This is a genomic window from Cupriavidus sp. F041 (assembly GCF_057814235.1).
On the sequence record NZ_JBVASY010000003.1, the window covers coordinates 461577 to 482367 of the forward strand.

Here is a 20791-nt window from a genome sequence, read left to right on the forward strand (position 1 = left end):
TCGCGGTGCTGTGGGGACCAGACATGGCTCGAGTAGAGCGCGCGGCGCCTCATTGAGGAGGAGCAACGATTTATTCGGTCGCTGCTCAGGCGCGCGCACGGCGGACAGCGCTAGCAGCGAGCAGCGCCGTCAGTCCCACCGCGAACAGCGGTCCCTCCGCCACAGCAAGGACCGCATGCATTGCTCCGAGTCTCCACGCTGCCAGCACCCAGAGGACCACGCCGATCGCAAGCCAGCCGTCGTCCACGAAGAGTCCCACCAGTTCCTCGGTCACCTTCGCGAGACGGCCTTGAGCGGGTGGACGAACGGCGGCTGTTGCATTTGGCAATGCGGGGGACGTGTTACGCAGATGCCCGCAGAGGCGAACCATGCCCAGCGCAACAACGAGGAAGGCGCCAATAAGCGCCAGGATTGCCCAGTCTTCGCCCGGCCACGAAACGTGGATGCCCTCGCCCACCCAGAAGGTTCCGAAAGCGGCGAGCATGACACCAACACCGAACTTGAGGGCATTTTCCGGAACCTTGGCCAGCGGCCGATGCAGCCAAAACCCGAGCGCCACAACGAACAGCAAGGCAAGGGCAGCGCCAATCGACGCAGGCAGGATCATTCGCCCGCTCGCACCAATCGCAATGACGATGAAGACCACCTCGATCCCTTCCAGCATCACGATCTTGAATGCGGTCGCGAAGGCCACCGCATCGATCGCCCCGCCGGATGGCCTGCCTTGCCGCCGCAAGACATCGGTTTCCCGAGCGAACGCCTGCGCTTCGTCGTGCAGCGGCAAGATGCCCGCCGCCCGCAGCACTGCCTTGCGTAACCAGCGCAGACCGAAGAGCAGCAGCATGGTACCGACGACCAGTTGGGCCACCGGCAGCGGAATCCTGGCGAGCGCGGAGCCTAGTGCTATGACTAATAGCGTCAGAGCGGCTAGCGAGGCCGCTGTTCCCAGCAGCGCCGAACGCCAGCCGCGGACGGCGCCAACCGCCAGTACGATGGTGAGCGCCTCCACGAACTCGACCATGGAGGCCATGAATGCTGCGAGTATCGATGGTCCTGCCGAAGTCCATTGCATCATGTTCCTCTCCTATCTTCCAGGCTGACGATTTTCTTCAGGGCGCAGGGACGGTGAGGCCGGCTCTTCAGGCAATGCGCAGGCCTCCAGCACCAGCGCCAAAGCTTGAATTCGTCGTCCGCCCGTAGCGCAAGGGAGCTACGGCAGTGGATTCTAGGGAGCGAAGGGCCCGGAAACGCTGTCAATTCAATTACGGATTTGTCATCCAAGGCCACCGTGGCTGGGGCTATCATCCAAGCATGCAAGGTAAGCGCGGCGCGCCTTGCCGGCATTGGCTAGACGGGGAAGAGCATGAGAATTCTGGTAGTGGAAGATGAGCCAAAGACTGGCGCATACCTGCGCAAGGGGCTCACTGAATCCTCCTTCGTCGTCGACCTGGCCGTGACCGGTACCGATGGCCTGCACCAGGCGGTGGAGGTGAGCTACGACTTGATTATCCTGGACGTGATGCTGCCCGGCTTGAACGGCTGGGAAGTGCTCGAGCGACTGCGTCAGCACAAGGACACGCCGGTGCTGTTCCTGAGCGCATGTGACGAGGTAGAGGATCGCGTACGTGGCCTGAAGCTCGGGGGCGACGACTATCTCGTCAAGCCCTTCGCTTTCGTCGAGCTGCTGGCGCGGGTGCGTACGCTGCTGCGACGCGGCCCGGTGCGTGCGGCTGACCGCATCGAGATCGAAAACCTTGAGATCGACCTGATCCGCCACCGCGTGACGCGTGCAGGGCGCAACATCAAACTCACGCCGCGCGAGTTTTCGCTGCTACATTTCCTGGCGCGCCGGCAAAACGAGGTCCTGAGCCGCACACAGATCGCTTCCCACGTTTGGGAGATGAATTTCGACAGCGACAGCAATGCCGTGGACGTGGCGGTGTGCCGCCTGCGAGCCAAGATGGATGACGATTTCCAGCCCAAGCTGATCCATGGCGTGCGCGGCATTGGCTATGTGCTGGAGCGCCGGCAGTCCTGAGGTGCGGGCTCTTCCGCTCATCGCCCGCCTGGCGTTCGCCTTTTGCCTGGTCGCTGCGATTGTGTCTGGAGGCGCGGGCACTTACCGGTATCGCGCGCTGGCTACGCAGGTGATCTGCCGCAACGATGCGCAGTTGCTGCGCAAGGCGGGACGCGTGCGCGAGGATCTGATGGGGCAGGGCGTGCCCGCTTCTCCGATCGGCCTCGAGGCAATTCGCTCATGGCCCACGCGCGAGACCTTCGAGCGGCTATCCCGGTTGTCGGTCGAACTGGCGCATGATTTCCGCACGCCCATCTGCAACCTGCCGGCTGTGCGCACGCAAGTGTTGCTCCCGCACGCGCAGGAACACCCTTAAGGCGGCCCTCGAGATCGGTCGCGCGGTTGCAGGAAGCAGGAGCGGCTTTTGGGCGCCGCCGGCATCACTGCGCCATCGGCACGCGGTTCAGTCCCCGTCCCCGGGGCGCACATCGGCGTGGTTGCGTTCACGCACTGCTTTGGCTCGACACTCAATATGCACCTGCGCCAGTGCGCTCACCCGCGATTCGCCCAGGAATGGCCACGCGAGCCCGATTGCGAGCACCGCCACGACAGCCCGAAACTGGCCCCGTCGGCAGTGTTCCGACGTTGGGGGGCGGAGAATATGACGTTGATCACCTCCGGGAAGCCTCGCCCGCCATCGACCCACCGCAATCGGGATCTCTTGCACGCCCCGCGCAGGTCCGCTCACTCCTTCCGTCAGACATTAACAACTGTTAACCAACCCCCAATCCGGCCTTAACTCGCGCTCGTGCAAAGTGCAACGGCCGCTCTTCACAAACTGGGGTTGGAGTTATGTATCTTCGCAAAACACATTGGCGCTGTGCCTGTCTTGCTGCAACGTTGGCAGTGCTCTCGCTCGCGGGTTGCGGTCCCGCAAAGCGCGCGAGTTCGCTGCCACCGACTCCGGAAGTCACGGTGGTCACCGTCAAGCGGACCAGCGTTCCGGTCGCCGTGGAACTCCCGGGCCGCACCTCCGCCTACCTCATTGCGCAGGTCCGTGCTCGCGTTGATGGCATCATACAAAAGCGTAGCTTCCAGGAAGGCGCTGATGTCAAGGCGAACCAACCGCTGTACCAGATCGATCCGGCACCGTATCGCGCGGCGTTGAATAGCGCGGAAGCGACGCTGCAAAAAGCGGAAGCGAATCTCGCTATGACGACGGCGCAGGCGGACCGTTACAAGGTCCTTATTGCCGGCAACGCCATCAGCAAACAGGCTTACGACAATGCGGTCGCTGCCCAGAGCCAGGCCGCCGCCGATGTCGCGGCCTGCAAGGCGGCGGTTACGATCGCAAAGCTCAACCTGGGATACACCGACGTCGTATCGCCGATTGCGGGCCGCAGTGGCATTTCGCAGGTCACCGAGGGCGCCTATGTGCAAGGAAGCGCCGCCACATTGCTGACCACCGTGCAGCAGATCGATCCGATCTATGTCGACCTGAACCAGGCAAGCGTCGCCGGGTTGCAGCTTCGTCGCGACTTCGCCAGTGGCCAGGTAAGGCTGAACGGCCTGGACCAGGCCAAGGTAACGCTCACGCTGGAGGACGGTACGCAGTACCCGATCAGCGGTACGCTCCAGTTCAGCGGCATTACTGTCGACCCGGCCACCGGCTCGGTGACAGTACGCGCGCTCTTCCCGAATCCAAGAAATGTCCTTCTGCCGGGCATGTTCGTGCGCGCCCGCTTCGAGCAGGGCGTGAATGATAACGCGCTTCTCGTCCCCATCCCCGGCGTTGGCCACAACCCGCAGGGCCAAGCCACCACCCTTGTCGTCGGTCCTGACAGCAAAGTCGTGCAACGCACGATTCAGACGCAGACCATGCTGGGCGACAAGTGGGTAGTCACCGGCGGTTTGAAGGAGGGCGATCGGATCATCGTGGCCGGCGGCCAGAACGTGCAGTCCGGGAAGCTGGTGCACGCGGTCGAGGCCCCGAGCCGCACCGCGCGGGCCGCTGCAAGTGCGGACACGGGCGGCGCTCCCGCAACGCCGCGAACACCCCAGCTTGCGCAAGCAAAATAAGGGCGGGCTTCGCAATGGCAAAATTCTTCATTGACCGGCCGATCTTCGCGATCGTCCTCTCTATCCTCATCATGCTGGCAGGTGCATTGGCGCTTCAGTCGCTGCCGATCGAGCAGTTTCCGCCGGTTGCGCCGCCTTCGGTCCAGATCAGCACCACGTATCCGGGCGCCTCGGCGACGACAGTGCAGAACACCGTGGTCCAGGTGATCGAACAGCAGATGAGCGGGATCGACAACATGCTTTACATGTCATCGACCAGCGACGATACCGGCCAGTCGACCACCACGCTCACGTTCGCCAGCGGAACAGACCCGAACATCGCACAGGTCCAGGTGCAGAACAAGCTGCAGCTGGCGGTGCCATTGCTGCCGGCTCAGGTTCAGCAGTCGGGTGTCCGCGTCACCAAGTCTACTAACGCGTTCCTGATGGTGATCGGCTTTGTGTCGGCCGACAACAGCATGAACAAGTTCGACATCGCGAACTATGTCGTCTCCAATGTTCAGGATCCGATCAGCCGAATCAATGGCGTCGGTAACATGAACGTCTTCGGCACGCAGTACGCGATGCGGATCTGGCTCGATCCGACCAAGCTCAATAGCTACTCGCTTACCCCGATCGACGTCACTACGGCGCTGCAAAGCCAGAACGTGCAGATCTCCGCAGGCCAGCTCGGCGGTACGCCGGCTGTGCAGAATCAGCAATTGAGCGCGACGATTACAGAATCAACGCTGCTGCGAACGAGCGAGGATTTTGGCAACGTCCTGCTCAAGGTGCTGCCGGACGGTTCCCAGGTACGGTTGCGAGATGTCGCGCGCATCAATCTCGGCGCGGAGAGCTTTAACGTCGACAACAAGTACAGTGGCCAGCCGGCATCCGGCATTGGTATCCAGCTGGCACCAGGGGGAAACGCGCTGGTCACGGCCGCCGCGATACGGGCACGCATCAAGGAACTGGAGCCGTATTTCCCGCACGGGCTGAAGGTGGTCTACCCGAACGACGTCACGCCTTTTGTCAAGGTCTCCATCGATGATGTTGTCAAGACCCTGCTGGAAGGCATCGTCCTGGTCTTCCTGGTGATGTACTTGTTCCTGCAGAATATCCGCGCCACGTTGATTCCCTCGATCACCGTGCCGGTGGTCTTGCTGGGCACGTTTGGCGTGATGTCGGCACTTGGCTTCACGATCAATACGCTGTCGATGTTCGGCCTGGTGCTTGCAATCGGCCTGTTGGTGGACGATGCCATCGTGGTGGTCGAAAACGTCGAGCGCGTGATGCACGAGGAAGGGCTGTCCCCCCTGGAGGCAACCCGCAAGGCGATGGGACAGATCAGCAGTGCGCTGATCGGCGTGGCCATGGTGCTATGCGCGGTGTTCGTGCCGGTAGCGTTCTCCAGCGGCACGGTCGGCGGGATTTACCGCCAGTTCTCGCTTACCATCGTTTCATCGATGCTCCTGTCGGTGTTCGTCGCGCTTTCGCTCACGCCCGCATTGTGCGCGATGCTCCTGAAGCCGCCGCGCGAGGACCATGCTGAGAAGGGAGGATTCTTCGGGTGGTTCAACCGCACCTTCGACAAGGGGCGGGACCAGTATGTGCATGGTGTGCGTCATGTCGCCGCCCGGTCGGGACGTTGGCTGCTCATCTACGCGGCCGTGGTGGGGGCCGTGGGCGTGATGTTCGTCCGCCTGCCTACGTCGTTCCTGCCAAACGAGGATCAGGGCTTTATGTTCGTCCAGGTCCAGACGCCGCCAGGCGGCACGCAGGCGCGCACCGGTGCGGTACTCGACGAGGTGAGCAACTATCTGCTGAAGGACGAAGCGGCCATGGTCGACGCTACCTTCATGGTGAACGGCTTCAACAACGCCGGACGCGGTCAGAGCCAAGGTCAGTTGTTCGTACGCTTCAAGGACTGGAGCCAGCGGACCACTCCCGAACTGACCGCCAAGGCGCTCTCCGAGCGCATCATCAAGCGTTACGCCTCGAACAAGGATGCCACCATTTTTCCCGTCAGCCCACCGCCGATCCGAGGCTTGGGCGTCGCTGCCGGCTTTGACTTTGAGCTCGAAGACCGCGGCGGGATCGGCCATGCCGCGCTAGTCAAAGCCCGAGACCAGCTCCTTGCCCTGGCAAATCAGGATCCGGACCTCGCACAGGTACGCTTTAGCGGGCAAGAAGACAATCCCACGTTCAAGGTCAAGATCGATCGCGAGAAAGCCGCCGCCCTCGGCGTCAGCATAAGCGACGTCGACCAGACCTTCTCGACTGCCTGGGGCTCGCGCTATGTCAACAACTTCCTCGATACCGACGGCCGCATCAAGAAGGTGTACGTGCAAGCCGACGCCCCTTATCGGATGAACCCGGACGACATGAACCTACTCTATGTGCGCAACAGCGGCGGTACCATGGTTCCGTTTTCCACTTTCGCCACGTCGGCGTGGACATATGGCCCGCCTATCCTGCAGCGCTACAACGGCGTCGAGGCCATGGAGATCCAGGGCCAGGCAGCATCGGGCAAAAGCTCCGGGCAGGCAATGCTAGCCATGGAACGACTGGCGAAGCAACTGCCCCCGGGCGTCGGCTTCGAGTGGACGGGTACCTCATTGCAGCAACAGCAGTCGAGCTCGCAGGCGCCGTTTCTGTACGGGCTATCGATCCTCGTGGTGTTCCTGAGCCTCGCCGCCTTGTATGAAAGCTGGACGGTTCCGGTCTCCGTCATCATGGTGGTGCCGTTCGGGATCCTGGGCGCGCTCGGTGCCACCTCATTGATGGGCTTGTCCAACGACGTGTACTTCCAGGTTGGCCTGCTCACCACAATCGGTTTGTCGGCAAAGAATGCGATCCTGGTCGTCGAGTTTGCACGTGAGCGTCACGCGCAAGGCCTCACAGCGCTCCAGGCGGCAATCGAAGCGGCACACATGCGGATGAGGCCGATCGTGATGACCTCAATGGCCTTCGTGCTGGGCGTGCTGCCACTTGCGCTGGCGCACGGTGCAGGCTCGGCCAGCCAGAACGCGATCGGCACCGGCGTGATAGGCGGGATGTTGACCGCCACGTTTGTGGCGACGTTCATGATCCCGATGTTCTATGTCGTGATCAGCAACAAGCTGGCCAGGAAGAAGCAACCGTCCCCGCCGGCGATGCCCTCGACGGCGGCCCCCGACCTTACCGCGGGAGGACATTGAAATGAAGCTGTACAGATGCGCCGCCGGTGCGGTACTCATGACCCTTGCAGCCGGCTGCTCGCTGCAGCCGGTGTATCAGCGGCCGGCAGCGCCGGTGGCTACGGTGTTTCCCGCGGGCGAGGCCCACAAGGCCCCCTCAGTCGGGGCGGGCAGCACAATGCTGCCGGCCGCGGATATCGGCTGGCGCAATTTCCTCCCTGATTCTCGCCTGCAGAGGCTGGTCGAGCTCGCACTGGTGAACAACCGTGACTTGCGCGTCGCAGTGCTGAACGTAGAGAAAGTCCAGGCGCAATACCGCATCGAGCGCGCGGCATTGTATCCGCAGGTAAGCGCCGGTGCGAGCGCTTCGACCAAGAGCGCGTCGAGAGGGGGCTCCACCGGCAATGCGAATGCCTCTTCCAACTATTCGGCAGGTCTCTCTGCCTCCTGGGAGATTGACTTCTTCGGCCGCCTTCGAAGCCTGACGGATGCGGCGCTCGAGCAGTATCTGGCGAGCGCGCACGCGCGTCAGGCTGCGGAGATCCTGCTGGTGTCCCAAATCGCCGACCAGTACCTCACCACTCTGGCGTATGACGAGCAACTCGCGGTGACGCAGAGTACCTTGACGACTGCGCAGGCGGCATACAAAATCGTCAAGCTGCAATTCGACACAGGCACCGCGTCGGAGCTGGATTTACGCCTGTCACAGACTACCGTGGAACAGGCGCAAGCCAACTACGCCGCCCAGATCCGGTTGCGCGCGCAGGCCGAGAATGCGCTGGTATTGCTGGTCGGCGAGCCGTTGCCGCTCGACCTGCCTCCTCCTGTAAGGCTGGGCGCCCAGCCGATCCTCGCCGACATACCAGCCGGACTGCCTTCGGACCTGCTGGAGCGCCGCCCGGACATCCTGGAGGCCGAAGCAGTCCTGCGTTCGGAAAATGCGGACATCGGCGCCGCGCGTGCGGCATTCTTTCCGCGCATCTCATTAACAGGCGCGCTCGGCACCGCCAGCGCGACACTTGGCGGCTTGTTCGCAGCGGGATCCAGTGCATGGTCCTTCATACCGTCGCTGGTGATGCCGATCTTCACCGCCGGCGCGAATCAAGCCAACCTGGATGTCGCTACGGTTCAGAAGGACATCGGCATCGCGCAATACGAGAAGGCCGTCCAGACCGCTTTCCGCGAGGTTTCCGACGGGCTTGCGGCGCGCGGGACCTACGACGATCAGTTGGCAGCGCAACAGCGCTACACCGATGCCCAGCAGCGTCGGCTGGAGCTGGCAAATATGCTCTATGCGAGCGGGACCGACAGCTATCTGAGCGTACTGACCGCGCAGACCGACTTGTACAACGCACAGCTGGCATTGGTCACGACACGCCTGAACCGCCTCACCAGTCTTGTCGACCTGTACCGCTCGCTCGGGGGCGGCTGGATCGAGCGCACCGGGGACGAGCCGCGGCCGGCTGACACCGCGACGGCAAGCGCAACGGCGGGTTCACCGTCCCCGACGGTTCTATGACATGGGCCACCATAGAAACGATGCGCAGCGCTTCACGGTCCGCGGCGTGGCGAAAGTGCTGCTTTGTCCCCTATGGTGCGACGATTTGCGTCTGGATGCCCGGGTGCTGGCAACGGAATAGCGCCGTGGCTAATATTTCCCCAGACGATGCGTGGATATGGGATTCCGCGCGAGAACGGCTTCTCGCAATCAAACTGTTAAGGCGGATTTATCATGAAACTATTGATTGTCGAGGACAACGAGCGTGTCGCCCAATATCTGAGGAAGGGACTGGGTGAAGCGGGGCATACTGTGGATCACGCCGACAACGGGCGCGACGGCATGTTCCTCGCCGCGAGCGAACCTTACGATGCGATCATCATGGATCGCATGCTGCCCGGCGGCATTGACGGCCTCGGGATCATCGAGGCGTTGCGCAGGACCGGCAACAAGGTACCGATCCTGATCCTCAGCGCCCTTTCCGATGTCGATGATCGCATTCGTGGCCTCAAGAGCGGCGGTGACGACTATCTTGTCAAGCCATTTGCCTTCGGCGAACTTCTGGCACGGCTCGACGCGCTCCTGCGGCGTTCGCAGGACGGTCGCGCAGAGACAACGCTGACGCTGGATGACCTGTCCATGGATCTGCTGTCCCATAAGGTAACGCGCGCGGGCAAGACCGTCGCGCTGCAACCGCGCGAATTCAAGCTGCTGGAATACCTGCTGCGCCATGCCAACCAGGTGGTGACGCGGACCATGCTGCTAGAGAACGTGTGGGACTATCATTTCGACCCACAGACGAATGTCGTGGACGTTCACGTCAGCAAACTACGCCAGAAGATCGATGCCGGCAGCGGTCGGCAATTGCTGCGGACCATTCGCAATGCCGGCTACATGCTGACGGCCGATGAGTAAGCTGCTGCGTTTTTCGGCGCTTACTCAGCAGTCAGAAATATATGCGACAAAAATTGAACTTCCATGATCTGTTGAAATCCGACGTTAATGAAACGAGATGGACGAACCTTGGCGCATAACACCCTTGAGGAAATGCGCGTACTGGCGGTGCAGCGGATGAGGGAGGGTGAGCATCCCGAGGACGTGGCCAAGTCCTTTGGCATGCATCGTTCCTGGGCCTTCCGATGTCGCGCTATGACCATGGGCCGCGGCAAGGGCTTGCAGGCTTTGCGCTCAACCAAAGGTAGTGGCAGGCCACGCAAACTCACGAACAGCCAAGAAGCCCAGGTGTTTCGCTGGATCAATGGCAAGAATCCGACGCAATACGGTTTTGACTTTGGTTTGTGGACGCGCCAGATTGTTCAGTTGTTGGTGGAAGAAAAATTCGGAGTGGATCTGTCCTTGGCTAGCATCGGTGCGCTTCTGGCGCGCAGGGGACTGACGCCGCAAAAGCCACTGCAACGCGCCTATCAACGCGATCCAATGGCCGTTGAGACATGGCGCAAGGAGACCTTTCCTGCCATCGCGAAGGCGGCAAAGGCACAGAAGGCTGACATTTTCTTCTGGGACGAGTCTGGCTTTCGTGCCGACACCGTGCATGGCAAGACATGGGGTGCGCGTGGCAAGACCCCGGTGATCGATCGGCCGGGGCAGCGCCAGAGCATCAGTGCCGCGTCGGCGGTCAACTCCAAGGGGGCCTTCTGGTTCGCCACCTACAAAGGCGGTCTGACGGGAGAGCTGTTCGTCGAACTCCTCAAAAAGTTGATGCGCGGGCGAAAAAACAGCGTGCACATGGTGGTCGATGGACTGCCCGCGCACAAGAAGGCATGCGTGAAGCGCTACGTTCAATCGACAAAGGGCAAGCTCGCATTGCACTTCTTGCCTGGCTACTCGCCCGACCTTAATCCAGACGAGTTGGTGTGGAGTCATACCAAGCGCACAGGTGTGGCACGCAGGCCTCTTCGTAAAGGTGAGGACCTGCAACAAAAGGTTAACGAACAGCTTCAAACCGTGGCGGAAAACCCGACGCTTGTACGCTCATTCTTCCGCCATCCTTCTGTCGCATATATTTCTGACTGCTGAGTAATCTAGCGCTCGGCTATGTCGCCGTGAGCCTGGTTGCGCTCGCCCTGTTCGCCACACCGCTCTGGTATGCCTGGCGCAACACGATCGAGCAAAGCAGAACCGAGGTGCTTCAGGCGGAAGCGCAGAATATGATGGATCTATTCGCCAAACATGGCGCCGCTGCCCTTGTAGCAGCAATCGAAACACGGGTGGGCGGGCAACTCGAAGACGTGGAGAACACTATCATTCTGTTCGCCGATCCGACATGGGCGAAGCGTGCCGGCAATCTACCCGCATGGCCTCGCGAGGCTTCCGCATCGACAGGGACGCAAGTAGCGTCAATTGATGTAGGCGGACGTGTGGTTAGAGCCGTGCTGTTGCATCAGACACTCCCCGGTGGGTATCACCTTTTGTTGGGGCGTGACGTCAGTCGGTTTGAAAAGCTCGAAACGTTGTTCTTGTATGGACTGGTTGGTGCTGCCAGCATCGTTTTGCTGCTTGGCGTAGCAGGGGGAGCGCTGATACGTCGCACGATACTTTCCAAGGTCCACGACATCAACCAGACGGCTTCCGCCATCATGCAAGGAAATCTCACACATCGGTTGCCGGCTTATGGCGGTGAGAACGAGCTCAACACGCTCGTGGAGACCGAAAACCGCATGCTGGATCAAATCGAGCACCTGTTTGAGGGCATCCGAAACGTGTCCAATGCTATCGCGCATGACCTGCGCACACCGTTGGCGGAGTTGCGTTACCGCCTGGAGGAACTGTCGGTGACCCGGCCTCGCCCGGAACAAACCTTCGCCGAGATCGAAGGTGCAATCGCGGACGTGGACCGCGTTATTGCTATCTTCAACGCCCTGCTGCGCCTGGCGGAGATTGACTCTGGCACGCGCCGCTCCGGCTTCATTGAAGTGGATGCAACGACGGTAGCAGGCGAAGCCGCCGAGTTCTACCAACCCGTGGCAGAACTGAAGGGGGTCGCGCTTTCTTTCGCGTCCTCCGGGCCACTGACGCTGGCCGGCGATCCCCTGCTGCTTGCACAGGCGGTCGGGAACCTGATCGACAACGCGCTAAAGTATGCTCAGGAAAATGGGAGGGTCACGGTCGAGGCCGCGAGCCGCCCGGACGGGGCAATCGTGATTGCCGTTTCGGACGACGGGCCCGGCATCCCCGAAGAAGAGAAGCCAAAAGTTCTCGAACGCTTCTACCGCGGCGACGCAAGTCGCAGTACTCCGGGTGTGGGATTGGGGCTGAGTCTCGTGGCCGCCGTCGCCAAGCAGCACGGTGGCGTGCTCGAATTGACCGACAATCATCCTGGGTTGAGAGCGACGCTGATCCTGTTTTCATAGGGCGGCCAGCCGACCGCCCGCGTTGGTGAACTGGTTTCGAATGATCAACCGGGAGACGTATCGTTCCGGCGGATCACCGCCCCGGGACGGGCGCCCGTGCTCTCGCCGCCGCTCCATGCGAGGGTGCCATTGACGATGACGGTCTCGATGCCTTTGGCGCGCGCGACGGGCTGCGCGAAGGTCGCCATATCGGCCACGCGGGCGGCATCGAAGATGGTGATATCCGCGAAGTTGCCGTGCGACAGGATTCCGCGCCCCGGCAGCCTGAAGTAGCGGGCTGTCAGGCCGGTCATCTTATGCACAGCTTGCTCGAGTGAGAATAGCCCGAGGTCGCGGCAGTAATGCCCCAGCACCCGTGGAAATGTGCCCCACAGACGCGGATGCGGCGTGCAATCGTGGGGCAGTCCGTCGGAGCCGATCATGGTTGCGGGGAAGGCGAGGATGCGCTGCACGTCCTGCTCGTCCATCAGGAAGTAGATCGCGCCAGCCGGCTGCAACGCATCGACGGCGTCCTCGGGCGAGAGGCACATTGTCGCCGCGATGGCATCGAGGTCCTGTCCGGCGAACTCGGGATGCGGTACCGAACGCGTCACGATGACGCGGCTCGACATCGCGAGCCGATCCTTGCGCAAAATGGTGGAGCCGGCGATGTATGGATAGCAGTCGAGACCTATCGGCTGACGCCGCATGGCTTGCGCGATATGCCCAAGCGTCTCGACCGAGCGGCCATGATTCTTTGGACCAATCAGCTTGTGATGCGAGACCACGACCGGCGCGTCGCCCGCGGCGCCGACCTCGAAGGCTTCGTCGAGCGCCTCGCGGATCCGATCGCCTTCATCGCGTAGATGGCTGGCGTAGACGCCGCCGGAGCCGCGCATGACCTCCGCCACGGCGGCCATTTCCCCGGTCGTGGCCGGCATTGCAGTGGGATAGGCGGCACCCGTCGAAAGCCCGATGGCCCCGCTCTCCATGGCGTCGCGCAGCAAGGCCTGCATCGCCGCGATCTCGCCCTCGGTCGCCGCCCTGTCCAGCCGCGCCATCGCGGCGATCCGCAGCGTCGTATGGCCCAGCAGGCAAGCTGCGTTGACGGCCGCGGGACTTCGCTCCAACTCAGCGAGATAGTCGCCGAACGCAGCGAAACGAAACACGGCGGGGTCATCCCCCAGCAAGTCAAGTGGCGGCGGAACAGTCTGTCCCGCGGCCGCGCGCCAGGGCGCAAGGCTGATTCCGCAATTGCCTGTCACGACCGTGGTAACGCCCTGGCTGAGCTTGGCCGGCATCAGCGGATCGAGCGTCAGATATCGGTCATCGTGCGTATGCGAGTCGATGAAGCCGGGCGCGACGATACGATCACGCGCGTCGATTACCAGCGCAGCGGTGTCGGATGAGAGTGCGCCAAGCGCAGCGATACGCGATCCATCGATCCCGATGTCGGCGAGCCTGCGCGGTGCGCCGGTGCCGTCGACCACTGTGCCGCCACGAATCAGTATGTCAAAATGCGCCATGTCCGGCTCTCCTCAGTCGACGGCCGCGCCGGAACTCTTGATCACTGCGGCCCAGACGGGTCGCTCCTTGCGGGCGCGGTCGAAGAAGGCTCCGCGCTCCCCTGTAGAGACTTCATACGCCATGTCGGCCAGCCGCATTTTCATGGCGTCCGAGTTGGCCGCCTTGTTGAAGGCCTTGTTGAGCAGGTCGAGTATCTGCGGGTCAGTCCCGGCGGGCGCGACATAGCCAGTCCATGCCACTGCCTGGTAATCCTTCAGTCCCGTCTCCGCCATGGTCGGCAGCTTCGGCAGGCGGCTGTCGCGGTGTGCGCCGGTGACGGCGAGTGGCACGACGCTGCCGCTCTTCAGATACGGCGCGATCGACGTGATGTTCTCGAAGACCAGATCCACTTCGCCTCGCATCAGTGCGAGGTCCGCTTCGGGACCGCCCTTGTAGGGAACGTGCGTGATGGAGACGCCCGCCATCGCCTTGAACATCTCGGCGCTGAGATGGCCCGTGGTACCGTTCCCGCCCGAGCCGACGGAGAGCTTGCCCGGCGCGCTTCTGGCCAGCGAGATCAGATCGGAGACCGACTTCACGCCGAGGTCCTTGCGCACCGCCAGCACATTCTGCACGTAGCCGGTCAGGGCCACGGGTGCCAGTTGCTTGTCGGCGTCGTAGGGCAGCTTCTTGTAAAGGGACTGGTTGATTGCAAGTGTGGCGACGTTCGCGAAGCCAATGGTATAGCCGTCGGCCGGCGCGTTGATCACGGCCTGCGTGCCGATGATGCCGGAAGCGCCCACGCGGTTGATGACCACAATCTGCTGCCCGATGTCATGGCCGACGACATCGGCCAGCAAGCGTGAGACGATGTCGGGCGTCGTGCCTGCATTGAACGGGACGATCAGCGTGATGGGGCGCTCGGGATAGGCTGCGAAGGCGTTCGCCGTGAGCAGCATGGCGGCGACGATCAGCGAAATTCGTCTGAGTAGCCAGGCACAATTCCGGAAGAGAGACATGGTGGCGTTCCTTTCGTGGTAGGCAAGTTAGCGTCAGGGCCGGCCCGCGCCGAGATGCGCGGGGCCGGTGATACGGCTGTCTCAAGTACCGTGTGCGGCGGCTGCAGTGGGCTGCAGCATCGTTTGAAGTAAGGGCAAGTCGACGTTGCCGCCAGACAGCACGATGACGCTGTCGCGGCCTTCGAGATCGATCACGCCGGCTAGCAACGCCGCCAGCGCGACGGCCCCGCCCGGTTCGACCAGCAGCCGGAGTTCCGCAAGCGCGAAGCGAATGGCGGTGCAGACCTGCGCGTCGGTGACGGCCACCGCGCCGTCGAGAAAGCAATTGTTGATCTCGAAGGGCAGTTCAGCCGGCGTGCTGGCCTGCAACGCGTCGCAGAACGTCGTCGTGGTGCCCGCGGCATTGGTTTCCCTGCGGCCGCTGCGCAGCGAGCGCACCGTGTCGTCGAACCCGGCCGGCTCGGCCGAGATCAGCCACGTGCCCGGACTCAGGGTGTCGACGACAAGACCGCAACCGGCCATCAGGCCGCCGCCACCGCATGGCGCCGCGAACAGGCCGAGGTTGTCGAGCGCAGCCTCGGGCAGATCCTGCAACGCCTCCAGTGCCACGGTGCCCTGGGCGGCAAGGACCGCGGGATGATCGCCCGGCGGAATCAGCGTGCCGCCCGATTCCTCGATCAGCCGCATCGCGATCGCTTCGCGGCTTTCATGGCGGCGGTCGTAGTGAACGACGCGCGCGCCTTGGGCCAGCGCGCGCTCGACCTTGTTGCGTGGCGTATCGACCGGCATCACTATGGTCGCCGCAACGCCGAGCTGCCGTGCGGCCCAGGCGATCGCCTGCCCGTGATTGCCGGTGGAATAGGCGATCACGCCTTTTGCTCGCTGGTCGCTGCGCAGCGATAGCAGCGCATTGAATGCGCCGCGTGCCTTGAATGAACCCGTGACCTGCAGGCTCTCGGCCTTGAGCCAGACGGGCGCGCCGGCAATGGCATCGAGCGTCGGCGAACGCAGCAGCGGGGTGCGGACGACATAGGGAGCGATGTCTTCAGCCGCCTGTTCGACGTCGGCGAAATCGGGAACGCGCATGTCACCCAGCATCTCGTGCCGGATCGCGTGCGCGGGTCGTGGTCGTGCCAGATGAATATCCTGCGGTTCGGTCGGCTGCATGGAGGAGTCGAGTGGGTGGTCGAAAAAAGGCGGGGAGCGAGATCAGCGCGCCGGCCAGGTCGGCGGGGCCACGCTACCGACCTGATCGGTAATGCGTGTGTACGCCTCGACGCGCCGGTGCAAACCGAAGTTGAAGACGGTGGAGCGGCCCAGTTTGCACATGTCCAAATTGCAGTCGGCTACGATGAGTTCGTCGTCCCAACTGGTGGCCTGCGCCATGATTTCGCCTTGGGGATTGACAATGATCGAATGACCGAACATTTCATGACCGTCCTCGGTCCCGGCCTTCGCAACGGCGACCGCGAAACACGCGTTCTGATAGCAGCCCGCCTGAATGGACAACTGCGAGTGGAACACGCGCAGATGATGGGCCTCGAAGCCGCGGTTTTCCATGTTCATGCTCGGCGTGTTGTAGCCCAGCATGACGAGTTCGACCTGCTGCAGTCCGAGCACGCGCCAAGCCTCGGGCCAACGGCGGTCGTTGCATATCATCATGCCCATGTTCACGCTCCCGGCCTCGCCGACGGACGCCCGTACCACCGGAAAGCCGAGATTGCCGACTTCGAAATAGCGCTTCTCCAGGTGCTGCACCTTGCGCGATGGTGCGTACTCTGCGTGGCCGGGCAGATGGACCTTCCGGTATTTGAGGATTACCTCACCCGTCGCTGCGATGATCGCCGAGGTGTTGAACCGACGCTTGCGCATGACGCCGGCTTCGTCGTGCTCGTAAGCGATCTCGGCGTAGCCAAGGTACACCGTCAGGCCAAAGCGGCGGATTGCCTTGAACAGCGGCGCGGTCACCGGTGAGGGCAGCGCCGTTTCGAACCAGCAGTCCGCCTCGTCGATGTCCTCGTGGTACCAGCGCGGAAAAAACGTGGTCAGCGCGAGTTCGGGAAACACCACGACCTGCGCGCCGCGCCGATAGGCGCGTTCGAGCAGTTGGACCATGCGTGCGACCGCGATCTCGCGCCCTTCGGACTTCTGGATGGGACCAAGCTGGGCGGCGGCGACGGTGATGATGTTGGGCATGTCTTGGGGTCTCTGGTGCGATGCGGTAGCAGCAAGTATAGGAACGCGATGCCGCCCATGAAATGCGCCGCCCCGCGCGCCGGTAGCCCCCGCACGGGATCCATCACGCGCTCACAACACATTGATTTGAAACGGACAAATACCTCGGGAGCAGCCCTGGAGCGCAGCTGGCCCATAGCCTCTCGTTATGAGTCCTGGACAATATGTGATGAGGCGCGGCGGTAGCGTGTGGCAATCGCGCCACTGCGCTGCGAACGCCATCTCAGGCGAGCAACGGCGGGGGCTGCACATCCCCACCGCGCGCTTCGGCGTCCAGCAGGTGCGCGAGCGTGGCAAGAAAGCCTTTGGCCAAAGTCGACATCGGGATCTGCCGCGAATGGATCAGGTAGATCTTGTGGCCGAGCGCCGGGCTGATCGGCTTGAGCACGACGTCGTCCGATCCCGATGGCGTGTATCCGAACGACTCCACTAGCGCCACCCCGACGCCCTGCCGCACCAGCGCCATGGCTTCGGGCGTTGAGCGAATCTCGATGTCCGGCGTGAGTACCCCCTGCTCCAGAGAGAGGAAATGCGAGGAGAGCTGGCCGAAAGGGGTGTCGATGCCGTAGCCGATGAGAGTTTGGCCGCGCAAATCACTGGCGGTCACGATCTCCCGCTCCGCCAGTGCGTGTCCCTTGGGTAGCGCGCACAGGATCTGCCCCTCGCCGATTTCCCGGAACCGAAGATTCGCGCTGTCGGGCGGCGCCATCGATGCAATGCAGAGGTCGGCGTGCCCCTGCACCATGAACGGTAGTAAAGCGTCGAACGGCATCGGGCGGTAATGGAGCCGGACGTCGGGATGCCGCAGCCGGAAGCGCTGGATCGCGCGCGGCATCAGCCATTCGCTGTAGCTCGGGCTGGAGACAATCGACAGTTTGCCCTCGCTCTGTTGGCCGAGGCTGCTCGCCACCGCATTGAACTGGTTCACGCCCCGGAGGATGACTCCGACTTCCTGGAACAGCCGGCGCGCCTCCGGCGTCGGCTGCAGCCGTCCCTTGACACGTTCGAACAGCAGGAACCGCAGGCGGCTTTCAGCTGTTGCCAGCACCCGGCTGACTGCCGGCTGTGACACGCACAGCATGCGGCCGGCCTCGCTTAGCGAGCCGGTGACCATGATCGCGTGGAAGACTTCGATCTGGCGAAGGTTCAGGGGTATGGCGGGGGGCCTGCTATGGGCTGGCATACAAGGTGGCGCGCCAAGGCGGAAGAGCGGCATCTGTGACCGGGGCCTTTGGCGACGCAAGAAACGCGCCATCGGGCTGTGGATCCGCGCCGCCCGTCGGGCATGGTTGTCAAGCCTGTGCGTCGGCCGCGATGTACCTTCTCGATAAGCTCAGGCCGCAGGCTCAATTGCCAGAGATGTCTGTGGTCATGTCAGCGCAGCCATGCCGGAGGAGTCTTTCAGCGAAGCCCTGTAATGCAGGAGCCGCAACCCGGTTCCGACTAACGTTCCGCGCCGAGTTGACCGCGGAACTCCCAGCTTCCGTCAACGCACTGAACCAGCGCGCGATTATAGAGATAGGCTGCGGTGCAGGTATGCCGGGGTACGAGAGCCGCTTGCTGGCCGATGTCCAGTTCGTCGGTCTCGATAACGACGTGCTCTTCTTTCATCATTCTGATCGGCCCCGGGCCCTGAAACCGTTCCTTCAGCGGCATGTCCGGCGAAATGGCTTTTGTTCCCGCGTCCAGCGTGGCGGTGCCTTGGCGCGTGGACAGTACGGTAGCCAGCACGTATGCGCCGACTCTCCAACCCAGATTCGACAGGTCTGCCTGATGCTGCGCACTCGAGTACGTCCAGCTTCCCGGCGCAACCCACTGTGCAACATCAGCGGGCCAGACATCAAAGGAATAGCTGCCTCCCGCGATCAGGCCTGCAGGCAAGCCTTTCCGCCGCGCTTGCGATAGCAGACTCCTAACCTCTTCAATCAGCCTCTCGATATCCTTTACACGCTCCGGCCTATTGGCCCCTTTGATATGGCCGTCGTAGCAATGCCAGCCACTGAAAAGACCCTCAACCATCATGGCGTGGGCCAATTCCAGAGCCTCATGGTTGAGCGGAACGCCGGTACGTCCCAGACCAGGATCCAGATCGACCCGCAGCTTGATATTGGATGCCGGCTGCCGCTCCAACTCGTCCCGCCAGGCGCCAAATCCACGTTTGGAATCGACTAGCGCTTCGAATTGCACATTGGGATGCCTTCGCGCGATGTCGGCAACGCGAGAGATTGCCGCGGTGTTCACTGTCGGATATGCCCACACAAGATGTTGAGCGCCCCCGGCTGCCGCCATCTGCATTTCGGCCGGGGTCGCTGCCTTAAACGCCGTCACCCCCTCTCGAACCAGCAACTCGACCAGCCATTGGGCCCGGTGCGTCTTGATATGCGGCATGAGCCGCCGGATTCCCCCCGCTGCCTTCGCCGTCTTTTCCAGATTGTGGAGAACAGCCGTTTCGAGGATCACGAAACATGGCGTTTCAATGGGAAAGGAGGGGAGTGCCAAATCATCATGGTATTGCGCGCGGGAGCAGGGCGGGGGTGTTTGTAGTGAATCGCGGACTTCCATAATTTTTCTCCAGATCGATGGCGCACAAGAGCAAGAGCTCATGAAACCGGTTGTTCCAGCTCAATAATTGGGGGGTGAAGGGACTCGGCATCAACTATCCGTCATCCAGAGCGAGGGTGGCGCTTCATCGGCCGAAGCGCGCAGGTGTGCCTAGTCGCCGGAGCATTGGTGAGCGATTCTCTTCTGTGTTTTCCAGCCCCCACTGACGTCGGCTAGGCTGGGGTTGCTTTGCGCGTGGCCGACACAGCCCTGACAAGAGGAAGCGGGCCCGGCTTGCCGGTGCGCTCGCTCAGCGGCGGCGCGGTCATCGTCAGGGGGAGCGCATGGAAATCTCCGGGCAATTGGCAGTGCGGGAAACGCGAAAACACATCGCGCCATATCAGTCCATATCAGTCCACGACGATGTTCTGTTGCTTGGCGAGCCTCCTCCACCGCTCCACGTCCTGCCCGATGGTGGCGGCGAACTGGGCCGGCGTGACGGGCCTGGCTTCGGCGCCTTCCTTCAGGATCGCCGCCTTGATCTCGGGCTTGGACAAGATTGCGTTGACGGCGGCGTTGAGTTGGTTGACTATCGCCGGCGGCGTGCCGGCCGGCGCCAGCAGGCCCCACCAGAGCTCGAACTCGTAGCCCGGCACCGCGCTGGACATGGGCGTTAGTTCCGGCGCGATCGGGCTCGGCTTGAGGCTGGTGATGCCAACGGCGCGCACCTTGCCGGCGCGAACCATCGGCAGCAGCGATGGGCCGGTAGAGATCAGCAACTGCGTCTGGTTGCCGATCAGGTCGGTCAAGGCGGGAGGCATGCCGCGATACGGGATATGCGTGATGAACAGGTTGCCGGCCATGGCCTTGAGCAGCTCGGTGCCGAACTGGTTGACGCCGCCCGGCCCGGACGAGGCGTAGTTGTACTTGCCTGGCTTGGCGCGGATCGCGGCGATGAGTTCCTGCGGTGTCCTGGCGGGGAATGCATTGTTGACCGCGACGATGAACGGCCCTTGCGCAAACATCGCCACCGGCGCGAAGCTCTTGACCGCATCGAACGGCAGTTTGGCCTGCACTGCGGCATTGGTCGTCATGCTGGACGACACGGCGACCAGCGTGTACCCGTCCGGGGCGGACTTGGCGACGATGCCGGTGCCGGTATTGCCGCTGGCGCCGGGGCGGTTGTCGATGACGACGGGTTGCTTGAGCTCCTCGCCGATCCCCTTGGCGACGATGCGCGCGAAGATGTCGTTGGAGCCGCCCGGCGGATAGGGCACGACGATGGTGATGGGCTTGCTCGGATACCCGCCCTGCGCGAAGACCGCGCCGGAGACCAGGCTAGCAATTAGCGTGGCTGCGGACGCCACGCTACGGGAAACGGACACGGA

The 20791-nt window shown here is 62.7% G+C and carries 16 protein-coding genes; 8 read left to right on the forward strand and 8 right to left on the reverse strand.

Translation table 11 applies throughout. From position 1 onward, the window contains the following. Window positions 1–85: 85 nt before the first annotated feature. The gene (locus tag ACZY0R_RS40695; protein WP_488867142.1) at window positions 86–1075 is read right to left on the reverse strand and encodes a COG4280 domain-containing protein; all 990 of its coding nucleotides are present in this window, start codon (window positions 1073–1075) and stop codon (window positions 86–88) included. A 288-nt stretch (window positions 1076–1363) separates the two neighbouring features. On the opposite strand from ACZY0R_RS40695, the gene ACZY0R_RS40700 reads away from it, so the two are divergent. From ACZY0R_RS40700 to ACZY0R_RS40735, 8 genes are all read left to right on the forward strand, one after another. Next, entirely contained in the window at window positions 1364–2038 is a 675-nt protein-coding gene (locus ACZY0R_RS40700) for a heavy metal response regulator transcription factor (RefSeq protein ID WP_488867144.1), read from the forward strand. A gap of 1 nt (window position 2039) precedes the next feature. Continuing rightward, window positions 2040–2393: a hypothetical protein gene (locus ACZY0R_RS40705; protein WP_488867146.1), complete on the forward strand. Its 354-nt coding sequence runs from the start codon at window positions 2040–2042 to the stop codon at window positions 2391–2393. Window positions 2394–2869: 476 nt separating this feature from the next. After that, the gene (locus ACZY0R_RS40710) at window positions 2870–4096 is read left to right on the forward strand and encodes an efflux RND transporter periplasmic adaptor subunit (RefSeq protein WP_488867148.1); all 1227 of its coding nucleotides are present in this window, start codon (window positions 2870–2872) and stop codon (window positions 4094–4096) included. A gap of 14 nt (window positions 4097–4110) precedes the next feature. Beyond that, a complete protein-coding gene (locus ACZY0R_RS40715) occupies window positions 4111–7275 on the forward strand; it encodes an efflux RND transporter permease subunit (protein WP_488867150.1) in 3165 nt (1054 codons plus the stop codon). A gap of 1 nt (window position 7276) precedes the next feature. Next, window positions 7277–8773: an efflux transporter outer membrane subunit gene (locus ACZY0R_RS40720; protein ID WP_488867152.1), complete on the forward strand. Its 1497-nt coding sequence runs from the start codon at window positions 7277–7279 to the stop codon at window positions 8771–8773. A 213-nt stretch (window positions 8774–8986) separates the two neighbouring features. Further along, window positions 8987–9667 carry a winged helix-turn-helix domain-containing protein gene (locus tag ACZY0R_RS40725; RefSeq protein ID WP_488867154.1) on the forward strand — a complete coding sequence of 227 codons (681 nt, stop codon included), beginning with the start codon at window positions 8987–8989 and terminating at the stop codon, window positions 9665–9667. 87 nt (window positions 9668–9754) lie between these two features. Then, window positions 9755–10789: an IS630 family transposase gene (locus tag ACZY0R_RS40730; protein WP_488856757.1), complete on the forward strand. Its 1035-nt coding sequence runs from the start codon at window positions 9755–9757 to the stop codon at window positions 10787–10789. A 26-nt stretch (window positions 10790–10815) separates the two neighbouring features. Continuing rightward, on the forward strand, window positions 10816–12123 hold the full coding sequence (locus ACZY0R_RS40735; RefSeq protein WP_488867156.1) for a sensor histidine kinase: 1308 nt from the start codon (window positions 10816–10818) through the stop codon (window positions 12121–12123). Window positions 12124–12167: 44 nt separating this feature from the next. Here ACZY0R_RS40735 and ACZY0R_RS40740 read toward each other — a convergent pair whose 3' ends face one another. From ACZY0R_RS40740 to ACZY0R_RS40770, 7 genes are all read right to left on the reverse strand, one after another. Next, entirely contained in the window at window positions 12168–13628 is a 1461-nt protein-coding gene (locus ACZY0R_RS40740) for an N-acyl-D-amino-acid deacylase family protein (RefSeq protein ID WP_488867158.1), read from the reverse strand. A 12-nt stretch (window positions 13629–13640) separates the two neighbouring features. Next, entirely contained in the window at window positions 13641–14627 is a 987-nt protein-coding gene (locus tag ACZY0R_RS40745; RefSeq protein ID WP_488867160.1) for a Bug family tripartite tricarboxylate transporter substrate binding protein, read from the reverse strand. Window positions 14628–14708: 81 nt separating this feature from the next. Then, complete coding sequence (locus tag ACZY0R_RS40750) at window positions 14709–15794, reverse strand: threonine ammonia-lyase (RefSeq protein ID WP_488867162.1); 1086 nt, start codon at window positions 15792–15794, stop codon at window positions 14709–14711. Window positions 15795–15836: 42 nt separating this feature from the next. Then, window positions 15837–16823: an N-carbamoyl-D-amino-acid hydrolase gene (locus ACZY0R_RS40755; protein ID WP_488867164.1), complete on the reverse strand. Its 987-nt coding sequence runs from the start codon at window positions 16821–16823 to the stop codon at window positions 15837–15839. A gap of 262 nt (window positions 16824–17085) precedes the next feature. Then, a complete protein-coding gene (locus tag ACZY0R_RS40760) occupies window positions 17086–18045 on the reverse strand; it encodes a LysR family transcriptional regulator (RefSeq protein WP_488867166.1) in 960 nt (319 codons plus the stop codon). Between the two features lie 260 nt (window positions 18046–18305). After that, the gene (locus ACZY0R_RS40765) at window positions 18306–19424 is read right to left on the reverse strand and encodes an alanine racemase (RefSeq protein ID WP_488867168.1); all 1119 of its coding nucleotides are present in this window, start codon (window positions 19422–19424) and stop codon (window positions 18306–18308) included. A 389-nt stretch (window positions 19425–19813) separates the two neighbouring features. After that, on the reverse strand, window positions 19814–20770 hold the full coding sequence (locus ACZY0R_RS40770; protein WP_488867340.1) for a tripartite tricarboxylate transporter substrate binding protein: 957 nt from the start codon (window positions 20768–20770) through the stop codon (window positions 19814–19816). Between the last annotated feature and the right edge of the window lie 21 nt (window positions 20771–20791).